Consider the following 16,334-nt stretch of genomic DNA (forward strand, 5'->3'; position numbering starts at 1 on the left):
ATATCTATAAAAAAGTAAAAGAAAAGAATGAATTCCTACAAAAATCCTTTGGAAGAACGCTATTCAAGCGAAGAAATGTTGTTTAACTTTTCTCATAACAACAAATTCCAGAACTGGAGAAAGCTTTGGATTGCTCTTGCTGAAATCGAAAAAGATCTTGGTCTTGAAATTACAGACGAGCAGATCACTGACCTGAAAGCCAATGCAGAAAATATTGATTATGATAAAGCGGCAGAATATGAGAAGAAATTCCGTCACGATGTGATGGCTCACGTTCACGCTTATGGTGATGTGGCGCCATCAGCAAAAGGAATTATTCACTTGGGGGCAACTTCAGCGTTTGTAGGAGACAATACAGATTTGATTCAAATCCGTGACGGACTTTTAACCTTGAAGAAAAAGTTGGTGAACGTAATGAAAAATCTTTCTGATTTTGCCATTCAATATAAAGATCTTCCAACTTTAGGATTCACACATTTCCAACCAGCTCAGTTAACGACCGTTGGAAAAAGAGCGACTCTTTGGTTACAAAGTTTAGTTTTAGACATCGAAGAATTGGATTTTTTCTTAGAAACATTAAGATTCAGAGGAGTAAAAGGAACAACAGGAACTGCAGCAAGTTTCTTGGAGCTTTTCAACGGTGATTATTCTAAAGTGAAACACTTAGATAAAGAATTGTCTAAAAGATTCGGTTTCGAAAAGGTTTTCGGAGTTTCCGGGCAGACTTATGACAGAAAAATTGATGCTAAAGTGGTGGCTTTATTAGGAAATATTGCTCAATCTGCGCATAAATTCACAAACGATTTACGGTTACTTCAAAATCTGAAAGAAATTGAAGAGCCATTCGAAAAGAATCAAATCGGTTCATCTGCAATGGCTTACAAACGTAATCCAATGAGAAGCGAAAGAATTGGAGCACTGGCAAAATATGTGATGTCTTTGACAACGAGTTCTGCGATGGTCGCTTCAACACAATGGTTTGAAAGAACATTGGACGATTCAGCAAACAAAAGATTAACCATTCCTCAGGCGTTTTTAGCAGTTGATGCGATTCTATTGATTTGGAATAATATCATGAACGGAATCGTGGTTTATCCGAACAGAATCAACAAACATATTATGGAAGAGCTTCCTTTCATGGCAACAGAATACATCATCATGGAAGAAGTGAAAGCTGGTGGCGACCGTCAGGAAATTCATGAAGTAATCAGAGTTCATTCTATGGAAGCTTCTAAAAAGGTAAAAGAAGAAGGAAAAGAAAACGATTTGATCGAAAGAATCCTGAACGACAATTCATTAAAACTGGATAAATCAAAATTAAAAGAAGTTCTGGACCCGAAAAACTTCATCGGTTTTGCACCTATTCAAACGGAAGAATTCATTGCCAATGAAGTTCAGCCGATTATTGATGCGAATCAGGATTTGATTGGCCTGGAAGCTGACCTTAAAGTATAATTGATATGCAGTCTTTGGGCTGCATATTTTATGAGCCTACATGAAGGATAAAATTAATATTACATTTATTTTTTTTTCAGTAATCATATCAAGATTACCATTTATTTGGAATAGTCCTGGACTAGATCTGGACAATTGGCTGGTTCTTCATACAGGGAAAAAAATTCTCGAGACGGGATCTTACAGGGCATCAAGATTTCCTGGTTATCCTGTTTCAGAATATTTGGCGTCACTTTTTGGAGATTGCGCATGGCTAATTCTCAATGTTTTAAGTGTACTATTTACTGCTTTATGCTGTGTTGTTTTTTACAAAATAATAGGAAACTTAGGAGTTAAAGATAAAGTAATGGCTGCTCTGGCTCTTGGTTTTGTACAGGCTGTTTTTATAGCATCTACAAGTAATATGGAGTATGTGTGGAGCTTGTTTTTCTTGCTGTCGGGATTATGGTTTATTTTGAAAAAATATATTTTTTGGGCAGGTGTGGCTTTAGGTTTAATGGTGAGTACAAGATTTACAAATATTATTTTATTAATGCCAATTTTGTATTTCTTGTATTTTACGGTTAGAATTAGATCTTTGAAAGATTATTTGGTAATATTTGGTGTTGCAGTGTCAACTTTTGTTTTAATTTTTACTCCGGTTTTTAGTAAGTATTCATTGAATATTTTGCCGGATGTTGGCGAAAGTTCGATCGATCTGAAAAGTATAGTAAGTCAGTACACCATGTATATTTACGGTGTTTTGGGAATTTTAGGACTCTTAGTAGGTTGTATTTATATCATTTTTTCGAAGAATTTAGTCAGGAATTTTCAAAGCAATAAAGAAATATTAATTTTCTCAGTTCTAATGATTCTTATTACTAGTTTCTTATATTTAAAATATCCTTTTGAAAGCAACTATAATATACCGCTTATTCCATTTGTGATATTGATTTTAGTATTTTTGATTCAGAATAAGATGGTAAAGAATATTATATTTTCTTCATTTATTCTAAGCCCGTTTGTAATTTATGTAAGCTCAAATAAAGTTCAGTTTAAAGGAACCGTTTTTGTCAACGAGAAAATGGAGAACGATTTTCTAGTCTATACAAAGTCAATTCATACTCAGTTTTCAAAAATTAAAAGTGATAAAAAAGTATTGGTAGCAGGATGTTTTTACAACTGTTATTTATATAATTACCCCAATAACAATAGAAATATAAAAATATATGAAGGACCTACTCTAGATCTTTTAAAACATTATATTTCACAAGGATATAAAATATATTATCCAATTACAGTTAAGAAAGAAATTGAAAATTTTCATCATTATGACATTTCAGAATATGGAAAAGGAATCTTAACTGAATTCAATTTTGATCGATAAAAAAGTAAAAATGAATAAAAGAATTTTCGTAGAAAAAAGAGGAATTTTCGATGTGGAAAGTCCAAAAATTTTTGATGAAGTAAAAGCGGTCGTTCCGTCGATCCAAAGCGTAAAAGTATACAACGTTTACGATATTTTTGGTTTAAATGATGGCGAATTTGAAAAAGTGGTTAACAGCACTTTTGTAGATCCGGTTACTGATATTTTAATTGAAGAAAATCCTGCACAGGGAATTTATTTCGCATTGGAATTTTTGCCTGGACAATACGATCAGCGTGCAGATTCTGCCCAACAGTGTATTGCTTTACTGACTGGAAATGAGAAGTCTAAAGTAAGAAGTGGGAAATTAATCGAGTTTGAAGGGATTTCCGAATCTGATTTAGCAAAAATCAAAGATCTTCTCATCAATAAAGTAGAATCTCAGGAAAAAGATTTAACCATTTTAGATATCCCTGCGGAAGAAACACCTTCAAAAGTAATTGTTCACGAAAATTTTATCAATTTTGATGATGCTCAACTGGAGGAATTTTTTAATAATCATGGTTTTGCATTAGGTTTGGATGATTTAAAATTCATTCAGGAATATTTTAAATCGGAACAAAGAAATCCTACAGAAACGGAACTTAAAGTTTTAGACACGTATTGGAGTGACCACTGTCGTCACACAACTTTTGAAACTGAATTGTCAAATATTGAATTTGAAGGACAATTTAAACATACATTGGAAACTATTTTCAATGATTACATCGAAAAAAGAAAATTCTTAGGACGCGAATTAAAACCGATCTCTTTAATGGATTTGGCAACCGTTTGCGGAAGATATTTCCATAAAACAGGTGATTTGGAAAACCTGGTGGTTTCAGATGAAATCAACGCTTGTACAATCCAAATTGAAGCTGAGTACGATGGTAAAAAAGAACCGTGGTATTTGTTATTCAAGAATGAAACACACAATCACCCGACAGAAATCGAACCTTTTGGTGGGGCTTCAACTTGTTTAGGTGGTGCGATCAGGGATCCTTTATCCGGACGTTCTTTCGTTTTCCAGGCGATGAGATTAACGGGTGCTGCTGACGTTTTGGAGTCTGTTGACCAAACTTTACCGGGCAAATTACCTCAAAAAACAATCACAAAACATGCTGCAAACGGATATTCTTCTTATGGTAACCAAATCGGTTTGGCGACTACAATGGTTTCTGAAATCTATGACGAAGGCTACAAAGCAAAAAGAATGGAAGTCGGTTTCGTTGCCGGAGCGGTTCCTGTGGATTGGGTGAGACGTGAAAAACCTGAAGCGGGTGATTCTATTATTATTTTAGGAGGAGCAACCGGTCGTGACGGAGTTGGTGGGGCAAGCGGAAGTTCAAAAGAGCAGGACGAAACTTCGATCCACACGATGAGTTCTGAAGTTCAGAAAGGAAATGCGGTTGAAGAGCGTAAAATCCAGAGATTATTCAGAAATCCTGAAGTGACAAGACTGATTAAAAAATCAAATGACTTTGGAGCTGGAGGTGTTTCTGTAGCAATCGGTGAAATTGCTGATTCTTTGGAAGTTAATCTAGATGTTTTACCATTAAAATACGAAGGTTTGAACGGAACCGAGCTTGCTATTTCTGAATCTCAGGAAAGAATGGCGGTTGTAGTTGAACCGAAAGATAAAGAAAAGTTTATCAAGTTCTGTGAAGCTGAAAATATTGTGGCTGTTGAAGTTGCAAAGGTTACAGATTCAGGAAGAATGCAGATGTTCTGGAAAGGCAATAAAATTGTTGACCTCTCAAGAGCATTTTTAGATACGAATGGTTGCTCAAAAAGCCAGGAAGTTAAGATTACCCATCTTAACGAAGTAAAAGAAGAAACTCTAGCTTTTAATGAAGAGAATTTCTTGAAAATTTTAGGTGATAAAAACGTCGCTTCTCAAAAAGGTTTGTTGGAGATGTTCGATTCTTCTATCGGTGCAACTACGGTTGCGATGCCTTTAGGCGGAAAATATCAGCAGACTTTGATGGAAGGAAGTGTTCAGACTTTGCCGATTTTAGGAGCAAAAGATATTGAAACCGTTTCTTTGGCAAGTTGGGGATTTGATGCCGAAATTTCAAAACAAAACTCATTGTTGGGAGCTTCTTACGCAGTCGTTGAAAGCGTTGCGAAAATCGTTGCAATGGGCGGCAATTATAAAAATATCAGATTCAGTTTCCAGGAATATTTTGAGAAACTAGGTCAGAATCCTGAAAAATGGGGAAAACCATTGGCTTCACTTTTAGGAGCTTATGATGCACAGATTAACTTCGGTTTAGCAGCAATCGGGGGTAAAGATTCGATGAGTGGCACATATCAGGATTTGAATGTTCCGCCAACGTTAATTTCTTTCGCTTGTGCGAATGGAGAAAAGAAAAATATTATCTCTCCGGAATTTAAACAGGCTGGAAATAAATTGTATTTCTTCAATCATATTCCACAGGAAAACGGACTTCCAAATTATGAAAATCTAAAAGCTGTTTATAATTTGATTTTCGAAAATATTAAAGCCGGAAGAATTGTTTCAGTGAAAACAGTTAAGGAAGGTGGAGTAGCAGTTGCTTTAGCAAAAATGAGTTTCGGAAACAGATTGGGTGCTGAAATAAATGTTGCTGATGAAAACGTTTTATTAGCTAAAAACATTGGAAGTTTAATTATAGAATCTACTGAAGAATTGAGTTTTGTTGATCTTCAACTAATTGGTGAAGTTAAAAATTCAAATATTCTGAAAATCAATAATTTGGATTTCAAAATCGAAAAATTACTTGAAGCCAATACGAAAACTTTTGAAAACCTTTTTTCGACAGTAGAAAAAGAAAAAATTACAGTTGAATTAAATTCAGAATTAAACTCAGTTATTGCAAGAAATATCATCATTAAAAAACACGGGATTGCTCAGCCAAGAGTTTTTGCTCCGGTTTTTCCTGGGACAAACTGTGAGTATGACACGCTGAATGCTTTTGCAAAAGAAGGTGCAATTGTTAACAGTTTACCTTTAATTAACATCAATCATCAATTGCTTGATGAAAGCATCGATGCGTGGGTAAAAGAAATTAAACAGTCACAGATTTTAGCATTCTCCGGAGGATTTTCTGCGGGTGACGAACCGGATGGTTCTGCTAAATTTATCGTGAATGTTTTGAAGAACGAAAAGATGAGAAATGCAGTTCATGAATTGCTCGACAGAGACGGAATGATTATCGGGATTTGTAACGGTTTTCAGGCGTTGGTGAAGTCAGGATTGTTGCCTTACGGAAGAATCAAAGATCTGGATGAAAATTCTCCGACGTTGGCTCATAATGCGATCAGAAGACATATTTCTCAAATGGTCAACGTAAAAGTTCTGAATGACGAATCTCCTTGGTTGAAAGGAATGAAAGGGCAGATTTATACCATTCCGATTTCTCACGGCGAAGGTCGTTTTATGGCTTCAGAAGCAGAAATTCAAAAGTTGTTTGAAAATGGACAAATCGCTACGCAATATTTAGATTTAGAAGGAAATATCGCTCACGGAATGCCGTTCAATCCAAATAATTCATTGTTCGGAATTGAAGGAATTACAAGTCCATGTGGAAAGATTTTTGGTAGAATGGGGCATCCTGAACGTTTTGCAAAAGGTTTAATGAAGAATATTCCGACTGCGAATTACCATAATATCTTTAAAAACGGCGTTGAATATTTTAAATAAATTATTGGTTTGCAACCACGAGAAGTCTAAAAACCTCACAGGTCTTTAAAACCTGTGAGGTTTGAATAACTGAATGGAATTTTATAATCAATAAATGATTTTAGATTGCAATTAATAATGAAAAAGAATAATATAAATAAAAAAATGACTGTCATCAATGGCAGTCATTTTTCAAATCTTGGAGGTTTCTATGCAGAAGTTTCTGAACTTTTTATGAAAGATGAAGATTGGCAAGTCGGAACTTTGGACGGTTTTGATGACATTTTGTATGGAATTAATACTGATATTATGTGGAAAGATTCTCAGAAGTCAAAAGAAGATTTAGGTTTTGATTTGACCAAAGAATTTTATGAAAACAAAATCAGACAGGGAAAACCGTTTAATGTAGAGTTGATTCAAAAGAAATTGGATGAGTTGATTTATGGAAACGGACAAACTCTTTTTGAAATGTTGGTTGAAATTATAGAATCACACCAAAATATACGATTGATTTTAGATTGATTCTTAAACACAAATTATACAAATATTTTCACAAATAATACAATCATCTGTGTAAATCCGTGAAATCTGTGGAAAATCATTTTTTGAGATTGCTTTGTTACTTCGTTTCTCGCAATGACAGGATTAATTAAAAATGTACTTCCAATACACCAAAAAACCAACAATTATAGAGAGAATTGCCATCAAAACAACTGCTCCGGCAGAAATATCTTTGATAAAACCTATTCTTTTATCAAAATCAGGCTGAATAATATCACATATTTTTTCGATAGCAGTATTGAAAATTTCCGCTGTTAAAACTCCAAACGAAACTAATAGAATAAGAGTTGTATCTAAATTTGAAAGTCTCAGATAAAAAATCAAAAAAACATTCACGACGAAAGCCAACAATTCCAGCTGAAAATTTCTTTCTGATTTCATCATCAGAAAAACACCTCGAAATGCATTAATTAAACTTTTATGGATTGGCGGTTTGCGCATCTTTATTTATTGTTAGCAAAGATAAATTTATTTGATGCTTGTTAATAACTCTCAACATTATTTTTTCTTATCTGTTTTGTATTTGTTATATTTGTAGAAACTTATTTTTAAATCTATGAAATTTATTATTTCAAGTGGTGAACTACAGAAGGCTTTACAAACTGTAAGTGGTGTAATATCAAGTTCTCAGTCGAGACCGATTTTAGAAAACTATCTTTTTGAATTAAACGAAAACAACGTTACCATTACTGCATCCGATGGAGAAACTACGCTGATTACTTCATTGGAAGTAAAGTCTGATGATTCTGGTAAATTTGCGGTTCCTGCTAAGATTTTTCAAGATTTTATCAAAACATATGGTGAGCAGCCTCTTACTTTGGTGGTAAAAGATAATGCTGAAGGTACAGGTAGTTTGCTTGAGATTTTAGACGAGAAAGATAACTTTGCGGTTGCATTAGACAACGCAGATGATTATCCTGAAATTCCTGAATTTGATGCAGCACAATCTGTAACAATGCCTGCAGGAGTTTTGTCTGAAGCTTTAACCAACACACTTTTTGCAACAAGTAATGATTCTCTTCGTCCGGTAATGACGGGAGTTTTATTCCAGTTTGGAGAAAACGAAACAAATTTTGTTTCTACAGATTCTCACCGATTGGTTGTATATAAAAGAACAGACTTGATGAACGCCGAGCCCATGGAATTCATCATGCCTAAAAAACCTTTGAACATTTTCAAAAATATTTTAGCAAGCTCGAACGAAGATCTTACCATCGACTTCAACGAGAATATGGCTAAATTTACTTTTGGTAAACATATCTGGATCTGTAGATTAATCGACGGGAAATATCCTAACTATACTGCTGTAATTCCAAAAGAAAATCCGAATGTTTTGACGATTAACAGAAACCTTTTATTGGGTGCGATCAAAAGAGCGTCAATCATGTCGAATAAATCAACAAATCAGGTTAGGTTTAAATTGTCTGCCAACATTCTTCATCTTCATGCAGAAGATACAGAATATGCAAATAAAGCAGATATGCAGATTCCTTGCGATTACAATGGGGAAGACATCAATATCGGTTTCAGCTCTAAGTTTTTGACAGAAATGTTGGGGATTTTAGGAGCAGATGACATTACCATGAAAATGTCTCAGCCAAACAGACCGGGAATCATCGAGCCGCTTGACGGACTTGAAGAAAACGAAAATATCCTGATGCTTTCAATGCCGGTAATCGGATTGTAAGATTAAAAAATATATGCAAAAAGGATTTCAAATTTTGAAATCCTTTTTTTGTTTCGTTATGCTACATTTTGTATTTGAAAAATTGATTTAATAAATTGATTTTTAAATTTAAGATATTAAATAAAGCAAATCGTACTCGGGCGTTTGGTTGGCTTTTTGAGAACCTTTAGTTTATTTTTTCTTTTATATTTTTCTTTAATTGATTTTTAATAGAATCCAATTTTGAGTTTATATTTTTTAATAAACCTGAATTTATATCATCATTTTCATTTTTTATTATGAAATCTAACTTATTTTTAATATCGTTAGTGTTTTGAATAATACCTTGATATTGATTCTTATTAATTTTTATATTATCAGATGTTGCTTTAAATAAATTGTAACAAATATTAAATAATAATGCTAAAATGGCAATGCCTAATGCAGATTGAGTAATAGTTATCTGTTTTTTAAACCTTTGTTCATCTCTTGGAACAAATCCATTTTTGCAAAATCTTTCAAACTCATCTGTAGAATAAATTTCCTTATTTGAGTATGCGCATAAAAGAGAAATGATATTTTCATCAGAAAAAGTATGTTTTATTGACGGAAGATTAGATATACATCTTCCAAATTTGTTGTCTTGTTTGCTATTTGAACCTCGTTCCAATAATAAAATATAACCATCTTTTTCAAGCATTTTTAATAAGTTAACTAATTGCAGAATAAAAAAGGATAGTTTTTCAGTTCTAAATATAATATTTTCCTTCTCTTCATCTGTTGGGATGTCAGAATTTATTGTAAATATAAGTCCTGCACTTTTTGGGTTACGTTTAACTTCAATACAAACGCCTTTTAGATCAGTATCTATTATATTTGCAATAAAATTATTAGAACCACTATTTTTTAAAATTTTTGTGCAAATTTCTTTTTCTAAATCACTTAATATTCTCAAGATTTATTTTTTTTTTAGGTTACCGATAACTCTTGTATTAACTCATTGTGTCAATTCAACTAATCACGCTAAAATAAATAATTATCCTTTCTAAAACAATTTTAAATCAACACTAAAAGAAAAATCTTCATTTAAATATTAGAATTGTCTTGATTTTTTCCATCCAACTTCTCAATCAGCCTCCCTTTCACCACCGTAAAAGTATGATCCTTCGCTTCCGCAAAAGAAATCCCGTACTTTCTATCAATACTCCTCACATCTTCAGGAAATTTTAATAAAAGGCTGTCATAAAAAGAATCAAGAAACTCTCTGGAAGGCATTTCGTATTTTATTTTGAGCTGAAAACGTCTGATAATAGCGGTATCAATAATTTCAGCATGATTCGTAGCACACAATAAAAGCGCATTTTCAGGATAATAATCAATGAGCTGAATCAAAGTATTGACCAATCTTCTCATTTCACCGACATCTTTATCATCACTTCCACGCGCTTTTCCGATTTGGTCGAGTTCGTCAAGAAAAAGAACTGATCTTTCTCTCGCCGCTTTGTCGAAAATCATTTTAATATTTTGCGAAGTTTCACCAATTCTTGAGGAAATAATATTGCTGAGATTAAGAATGATAATATTCTTGTCTAAAGCATTGGCAATGGCTTTTGCAGTCATTGTTTTCCCGCAACCCGAGCTTCCTTCGAGAAGAATCTTATTGTTGACGGGAAGTCCGTATTCCTGTAATTCTTTAGCGTAGGTCTGTTCTTTGATGAGCTGTACAAACTGCTCCTTATTTCGAGATTCAAGAAAAACATCATCGAGTTTTACAGATTCTTTATCCTGAATGATGAGATTGTACAGATTCATACTTGCAGTGCATTATTATTGAGCTGCAAAGATAATCGATTTAAAGATTTTTAAGTTTATTTAAAATTTTTAAAACATTTCGCTCAGACAGATTTCGCAAATCAATTAAGCTCATACTATTCTTACCATTATGATTGTTGAATGTAAGAGGAATTTTAAGAATCAGAAAATTAACTTTTGCGCTTTGCTTAATGGTTTACTTGGTGAATCTTAAAAAATCTAAACAGTTTTATTCTTAAAAACTTCATTCGCTTAATGGTTTAAAAAAGTTTAAAAATAATGAAAATAGAAATCTGCGCAATCAGAAAAATCTGCGAGATAAAATTTAAGACATTAAGATATTCTCAAATTTCTCAACAAAATCATCATCAGAAAAATCAACAAAAAACTTTGTCTGCCAATTATGAGTTTTCGTTGCCTGTTTATTTTCCGGAATATCCCAGTTAGGGTAAACTCTGAAACCTCGCTTTCCGTCTTTCGAATCTACAGTAAGAATTTGATTTTTAATTAAAATGCTTTTTGGAAATAAGAAAACCCCAAAATTCTCTGTTGTTTCGGTTAAAATTAAGTAGAAGTCAAATCGATCTTCTGAAGAAAAGGGTTCTGTTTCTTTAGAAATAGAATTTCTTTTCCATAAAGTAACAAACTGACCAATTTTGGTCGGCGTTATTTTAGCTTTTCTGAATTTTATTTGATAATTGTTGAGCTGAAAATTAAATCCGAAATAATCTTCGCATTCCGGCTCTTTCTGAAGATTGGTAATAACTGCATTGAGATGAGAAAAAAGTAATTTCTGAAGTTTCTCAATGGGTGTAATCATATTTTATGTTTTTTTGCGCTCTTCTACTCCGAGTAAGTAGAAGAGCGGGCAGTAATTTTATACTGCAAACATAAAGAATGTTAACTGATAAAATTGTCTTATAGACAAAATTCTTTAGTTAATAATTAGTTGTTTTCTTTTTTAACCGTTGCGATATAAGAAGAAACTAATACTGCACATGTTGCTACTCCGATAATTGCGATCATAATTTTAAATATTTAATTAATTTAGTTTTTATTGCGAATTTTATAATGCAATATTACGGCAATTAAATTAAACCTCAAAGAGATCTATTATGATGTTTATCACTGTTTTAAAGTGCCTGAATGTGTATTTAGTGTTAATTTTATGAGTTTAATTATTTAATAACTCTAAAATTTACGAATTAAATTGATTATTTAATTCGTAAAATATTATTGATTTGTTAATTATTGTGTATTATTTATTTTTGATTTGACAAAAACAACAAAGTACAATGATTTGCATATTAATTTACTTTTAACAATTATTTTATCAAAATTCTTATGAATTAATAAAACTTAATACAGCTTTTGATCATGTTCACAGAAAAAACTTGTCCTCTTACTTTTACCGGTGTCTTTTTTAATAATTTCTGCTCCACATACCGGACAGTTTTTCTGATGATAAATTTGAAAATGTTTACTCAGAACATTCGCTTTCTTCCATTTTTTAAAATCAAAACCATAATTACGTGCTTCTGCAATGATTTCTTTCAATTTTTTATCAGGCAAATTACCAATCAAACTTTCCGGATGAATTCCAACTCGGAATAAAGCTTCATTTTTAATAATATTTCCGACACCTGCAAAAATTTCCTGATTCATCAAAGCATCACAAATCATCATTTTGGGATTTGACTTTAAAGTTTTTTCAGTTTTTTCAGGATTCCATTCATCACTCATGATGTCCGTTTCCCAATCGATTTTTAGAAGATAGCTTTCATCAACAACTTTCACGATACAGGTATAGAAAAACATTCCGCCATCTTTAAACTTAAGTCCAAGTTTAAGTGTATCAATATCTTTTCTTTTAAATAGACTGTAAGAACCATACATCATCAGATGAACTTTAAATATAATACGATCAAAAATCAGAAAAGTTTGCTTACCGAATATTTTGATTTCTCTTAAAATTTCACCTTCGATTTCACCTTTTTCAGGAATTTCGCTTCCTGTAATTTCCGTTACTTTTTCACCTGCAAATTTTTGCAGATCTTCTTTCATTAGAACAATTGTGGGACCTTCGGGCATCTCGTACTTTTCAACAAAAACTCAAATATTATTCCTTTAAAAGTAAAATTTGAATTAATTTTGGAAAATGATGAATTTGAACGAAATTTATACCAGTCAGAGAACCGGTAATAATCCAAATACTGTAGCTTCAAGAACCGATTTTCAGAGAGATTTTGACCGGATTATTTTTTCGTCGGCTTTCCGGAGACTGCAAAATAAAACGCAGGTTTTTCCGCTTCCGGGAAGTGTTTTTGTACACAATCGTTTAACGCATTCGTTAGAAGTTTCTTCTGTAGGAAGAAGTTTAGGAAGCGTGATCGGAGAATATATTGCTGAAAATTATAAAAGTGAACTGACAGACGATTCAAAGAATTTTTACAATCATAATTTAGGAAACGTCATTGCAGCAGCTTGTTTGTGTCATGATGTAGGAAATCCGGCTTTCGGGCATTCCGGTGAAGATGCGATTGCAAGCTATTTTGAAAGAAATGAAAATGACCTTAAGCCTAAATTTTCAGAAAAAGAGTGGGCTGATCTGGTCAATTTTGAGGGAAATGCCAATGCAATTCGTGTTTTGGCACATCAGCAACAAGGGAAAGATTTAGGAGGAACTCAGCTTACCTTTACCACTTTGGCGAGTATTGCAAAATATCCTTGTGAAGCCATTGCCAGGAAAAAAGGAATTATTCACAGAAAAAAATTCGGATTTTTTCAGAACGAAAAAGAAACGTTCCTTGAAATTGCAAAAGGTGTAAATCTGATTCAGGAAAGTGACGAGCCCTATATTTTTAAAAGGCATCCTTTTGTTTGGTTGGTAGAAGCTGCAGATGATATCTGCTACAATATTATCGATATGGAAGATGCGCATCGTTTGGGAATTGTATCAACGGCAGACTGTAAAAATTTATTTTTTGAATTGGTGAAATCGGAAACCGATGATATTAAAAGAATAGACACAAAACTGAGTTCAATCGGAAATGAAAACGAACAGATTTCTTATTTAAGAGCCAAAGTTATCAATGCATTAATTAATAAATCTCTACAACTTTACAAATCTAATTTTAATACCATTTTAGAAGGAAATTTGCAAAAAGGATTGCTGGATATTTATAAATCTGAAAATAATTCGTTACAGGATATTGAAAGTTTCTCTATCGAAAAAATCTACAATCACAGAACTGTGGTTGAGATTGAAAATGCAGGTTACAATGTAATGTATGAATTACTTGACCATTTTATACCTTCTATTTTAAAAACAAAGGATGAAAGGAAATCTTACGATACCAAAGCTTTAAAACTTCTTCCGAAACAGTTTGTGTATGAAGAGGGAAGCGATTATCAAAAAACTTTGGGGATTGTCGACTTCGTTTCCGGAATGACAGATAATTACGCAACCGATCTTTACCGAAAAATCAAAGGAATAGACATTGGAATGACGATGTAACGGTATTCATTTTAATTTGATTTATTTACAAATTTTTTGTATCTTCTCAACATATCAATTAATTAAAATAAAAACAATATGGTGTATTTAGGTATTTTAGTCTTTTTCGGGCTTGTCACATTATTCGCCTCTTTTTTTACGGTAAAGCAGGAATCTGCAGCAGTTGTAGAAAGATTAGGTAAATTTTTAAAAGTAAGTCACGCCGGTTTGCATTTAAAAATTCCTTTTCTGGATCAGATTTCAAAGCGTCTGAATCTAAGAATTCAACAATTAGACGTTATTATTGATACCAAAACGTTGGATAACGTTTTCATTAAAATGAAAGTTTCTGTACAGTATCAGGTAATCAGAGAAAATGTAAAAGATGCATATTACCGTTTGGAAAATCCTGAAAATCAGATTACTTCTTACGTATTTGATGTTGTTCGTGCTGAAGTTCCAAAAACAAAATTAGACGATGTTTTCGTAAGAAAAGACGATATTGCAGTAGCTGTAAAAAGTGAATTGCAGGAAGCCATGCAAAGTTATGGTTACGATATTATCAAAGCTTTGGTAACTGATATCGATCCGGATGAACAGGTGAAACATGCAATGAACAGAATCAACGCTGCTGAAAGAGAAAAAACGGCTGCTGAATACGAATCTGAAGCACAAAGAATAAGAATTGTTGCGGTTGCAAAAGCAGAGGCAGAATCTAAAAAACTTCAGGGACAAGGTATTGCAGATCAAAGAAGAGAGATTGCAAAAGGTCTGGAAGAATCTGTGAAAATGCTGAATGCTGCGAACATTAATGCTCAGGAAGCTTCTGCTTTAATCGTTGTAACACAGCACTATGACACATTAAGCTCCATTGGCGCAAATAACAGAAGTAATTTGGTTTTGCTTCCGAATTCACCAACAGCAGCAAGTTCGATGCTGAATGATTTGGTCGTTTCGATGACTGCAACACAAAAAATGGATGATTTTACAAAAACTCAATCTCCACCTTCTCCAAAAAACAGAGGGTTTCAAGAATAAATAAAACGGTTATAAAAATAAAAATCCCTTTCAATCGAATTTGAAAGGGATTTTTTTATCTTTTGGTTTTCGAGACCTGCTCTATCAGACTGTATTTGATTGAAGAGCCGTCCATTGGCGGATTTTCAATTTTTTCTGTTTTTACTTTTAAAACATATTCAAAACCAGGTTCGTAAGTGAAACCTTCGATGTTGCTGTAGAAATTTCCCCAATTGTCGGATTCTTTTTCTTTTACCTGAAGACATTTCATCGGAGCAACTCCGGTGCAGTCTTTTGTTTCTGATGCGATGATGAATGTTTTCTCATCACCTGAAGATGAATTTGGCGTCGGTTTGCATTGTATCATGAAAAATGCTATTGAAAAAGTGTAGCTTATTATTTTAAAAATATTTTTCATATTGTAATTTTAATGATTATGTATATGCGTAATAGTTTAATTTTTAGCTCATTTTTGTCATTCTGAAAGAATCTCATCACGTTGAAATAAAATGATTTAGATTCCTTCGGAAAGACAAAAAGACTGTAGATTTTTCGTATTATAATTAAAAATCGACATTCATATAATGATAATCAAAGTTAAGCTTTTTCCTGAGTTTTAAATTTTTGTTTTCCAATCAACAATTCAAAAAATAATTTAAAATCCGAAATCAATGACCAAAGAGGATATTTAAAAGTTGCGGGTTTATTTCTTTCAATAAAAGCGTGACTCAGCCAGGCAAAACCATATCCGAAAATAGGGATGTACCATAAAAACCTTTCTTTGCCGGTATAAATCACAAATCCGATGACAAGAAAAACGAACAAAATTCCAAGAAAATGAAAAATCCTTGTTCCCAGTTTCCTGTGTTCGTTTAAATAAAACTCGTAGAATTCTTTGTAGGTTTGGATTCTTTCAGACATGGCATTTTTGTTTTTGATTCTATAAAAATCTTAGCAATAATTTCGCCAATTATTTATTGTAAAATAAAACTTTGTTTTGTTTTAGATGATTGTATTCAAATATAGTATTGCTTTCTTAAACAATATGCAGGTTGTCAAAAACTTTGTCTTTCATTGCGATAATTAAATGCAAAGCTAAACAACGAGTTATTTAATAACTTGTTGTGCATTTAAAAGGGAAATGTTAAATAAACCGAAAATCAATCACTTGTATTTCTTTGATAAACGAAGTGCCCTTGTTTTACTTAGTTCAGTATAGTTTTGGAGTTTCTTTCGTTTAACCTTGCGTTTATTTTATTGCAAAGGAAACCAAAGAATT

Annotated in this window: 14 protein-coding genes; 7 read left to right on the top strand and 7 right to left on the bottom strand. The window is 32.7% G+C overall.

Translation table 11 applies throughout. The features are described from left to right. Positions 1 to 27: 27 nt before the first annotated feature. From purB to ACOOWA_RS03870, 4 genes are all read left to right on the top strand, one after another. Positions 28 to 1,455, top strand: a complete 1,428-nt coding sequence (purB, locus tag ACOOWA_RS03855; protein ID WP_421373325.1) for an adenylosuccinate lyase — start codon at positions 28 to 30, stop codon at positions 1,453 to 1,455. Positions 1,456 to 1,495: 40 nt separating this feature from the next. Beyond that, positions 1,496 to 2,821, top strand: coding sequence for an ArnT family glycosyltransferase (locus ACOOWA_RS03860; RefSeq protein WP_421373326.1), 1,326 nt, complete (start codon positions 1,496 to 1,498; stop codon positions 2,819 to 2,821). Between the two features lie 10 nt (positions 2,822 to 2,831). Next, positions 2,832 to 6,524, top strand: a complete 3,693-nt coding sequence (locus ACOOWA_RS03865) for a phosphoribosylformylglycinamidine synthase (RefSeq protein ID WP_421373327.1) — start codon at positions 2,832 to 2,834, stop codon at positions 6,522 to 6,524. Between the two features lie 117 nt (positions 6,525 to 6,641). After that, positions 6,642 to 7,025: a ribonuclease inhibitor gene (locus ACOOWA_RS03870; protein ID WP_421373328.1), complete on the top strand. Its 384-nt coding sequence runs from the start codon at positions 6,642 to 6,644 to the stop codon at positions 7,023 to 7,025. Between the two features lie 123 nt (positions 7,026 to 7,148). Here ACOOWA_RS03870 and ACOOWA_RS03875 read toward each other — a convergent pair whose 3' ends face one another. Beyond that, positions 7,149 to 7,505 (bottom strand): diacylglycerol kinase family protein, encoded by a 357-nt coding sequence (locus ACOOWA_RS03875; RefSeq protein ID WP_421373329.1) that lies wholly within the window; start codon positions 7,503 to 7,505, stop codon positions 7,149 to 7,151. Between the two features lie 115 nt (positions 7,506 to 7,620). Here ACOOWA_RS03875 and dnaN point away from each other — a divergent pair, with 115 nt between their 5' ends. Further along, a complete protein-coding gene (gene dnaN / locus ACOOWA_RS03880; protein ID WP_421373330.1) occupies positions 7,621 to 8,751 on the top strand; it encodes a DNA polymerase III subunit beta in 1,131 nt (376 codons plus the stop codon). A 166-nt stretch (positions 8,752 to 8,917) separates the two neighbouring features. On the opposite strand, the gene ACOOWA_RS03885 is transcribed toward dnaN, so the two are convergent. From ACOOWA_RS03885 to ACOOWA_RS03900, 4 genes are all read right to left on the bottom strand, one after another. Further along, entirely contained in the window at positions 8,918 to 9,685 is a 768-nt protein-coding gene (locus ACOOWA_RS03885; protein WP_421373332.1) for a hypothetical protein, read from the bottom strand. Positions 9,686 to 9,816: 131 nt separating this feature from the next. Beyond that, positions 9,817 to 10,542 (bottom strand): AAA family ATPase, encoded by a 726-nt coding sequence (locus ACOOWA_RS03890; protein WP_421373333.1) that lies wholly within the window; start codon positions 10,540 to 10,542, stop codon positions 9,817 to 9,819. A 325-nt stretch (positions 10,543 to 10,867) separates the two neighbouring features. After that, positions 10,868 to 11,362 (bottom strand): MepB family protein, encoded by a 495-nt coding sequence (locus tag ACOOWA_RS03895; RefSeq protein ID WP_421373334.1) that lies wholly within the window; start codon positions 11,360 to 11,362, stop codon positions 10,868 to 10,870. A gap of 539 nt (positions 11,363 to 11,901) precedes the next feature. Beyond that, positions 11,902 to 12,606, bottom strand: a complete 705-nt coding sequence (locus ACOOWA_RS03900) for an endonuclease (RefSeq protein WP_421373335.1) — start codon at positions 12,604 to 12,606, stop codon at positions 11,902 to 11,904. A gap of 97 nt (positions 12,607 to 12,703) precedes the next feature. On the opposite strand from ACOOWA_RS03900, the gene dgt reads away from it, so the two are divergent. Then, positions 12,704 to 14,059, top strand: coding sequence for a dGTP triphosphohydrolase (gene dgt, locus ACOOWA_RS03905; protein WP_421374644.1), 1,356 nt, complete (start codon positions 12,704 to 12,706; stop codon positions 14,057 to 14,059). A gap of 78 nt (positions 14,060 to 14,137) precedes the next feature. Further along, on the top strand, positions 14,138 to 15,076 hold the full coding sequence (locus ACOOWA_RS03910) for an SPFH domain-containing protein (protein WP_421373337.1): 939 nt from the start codon (positions 14,138 to 14,140) through the stop codon (positions 15,074 to 15,076). A 55-nt stretch (positions 15,077 to 15,131) separates the two neighbouring features. Here ACOOWA_RS03910 and ACOOWA_RS03915 read toward each other — a convergent pair whose 3' ends face one another. Both ACOOWA_RS03915 and ACOOWA_RS03920 read right to left on the bottom strand, forming a co-directional pair. Beyond that, complete coding sequence (locus ACOOWA_RS03915; protein WP_421373339.1) at positions 15,132 to 15,473, bottom strand: DUF4377 domain-containing protein; 342 nt, start codon at positions 15,471 to 15,473, stop codon at positions 15,132 to 15,134. 179 nt (positions 15,474 to 15,652) lie between these two features. After that, positions 15,653 to 15,976, bottom strand: a complete 324-nt coding sequence (locus ACOOWA_RS03920; RefSeq protein ID WP_421373340.1) for an Mpo1-like protein — start codon at positions 15,974 to 15,976, stop codon at positions 15,653 to 15,655. Positions 15,977 to 16,334: the final 358 nt, after the last annotated feature.

It is taken from the genome of Chryseobacterium sp. GP-SGM7 (assembly GCF_049166575.1).
Taxonomy (GTDB): domain Bacteria; phylum Bacteroidota; class Bacteroidia; order Flavobacteriales; family Weeksellaceae; genus Chryseobacterium.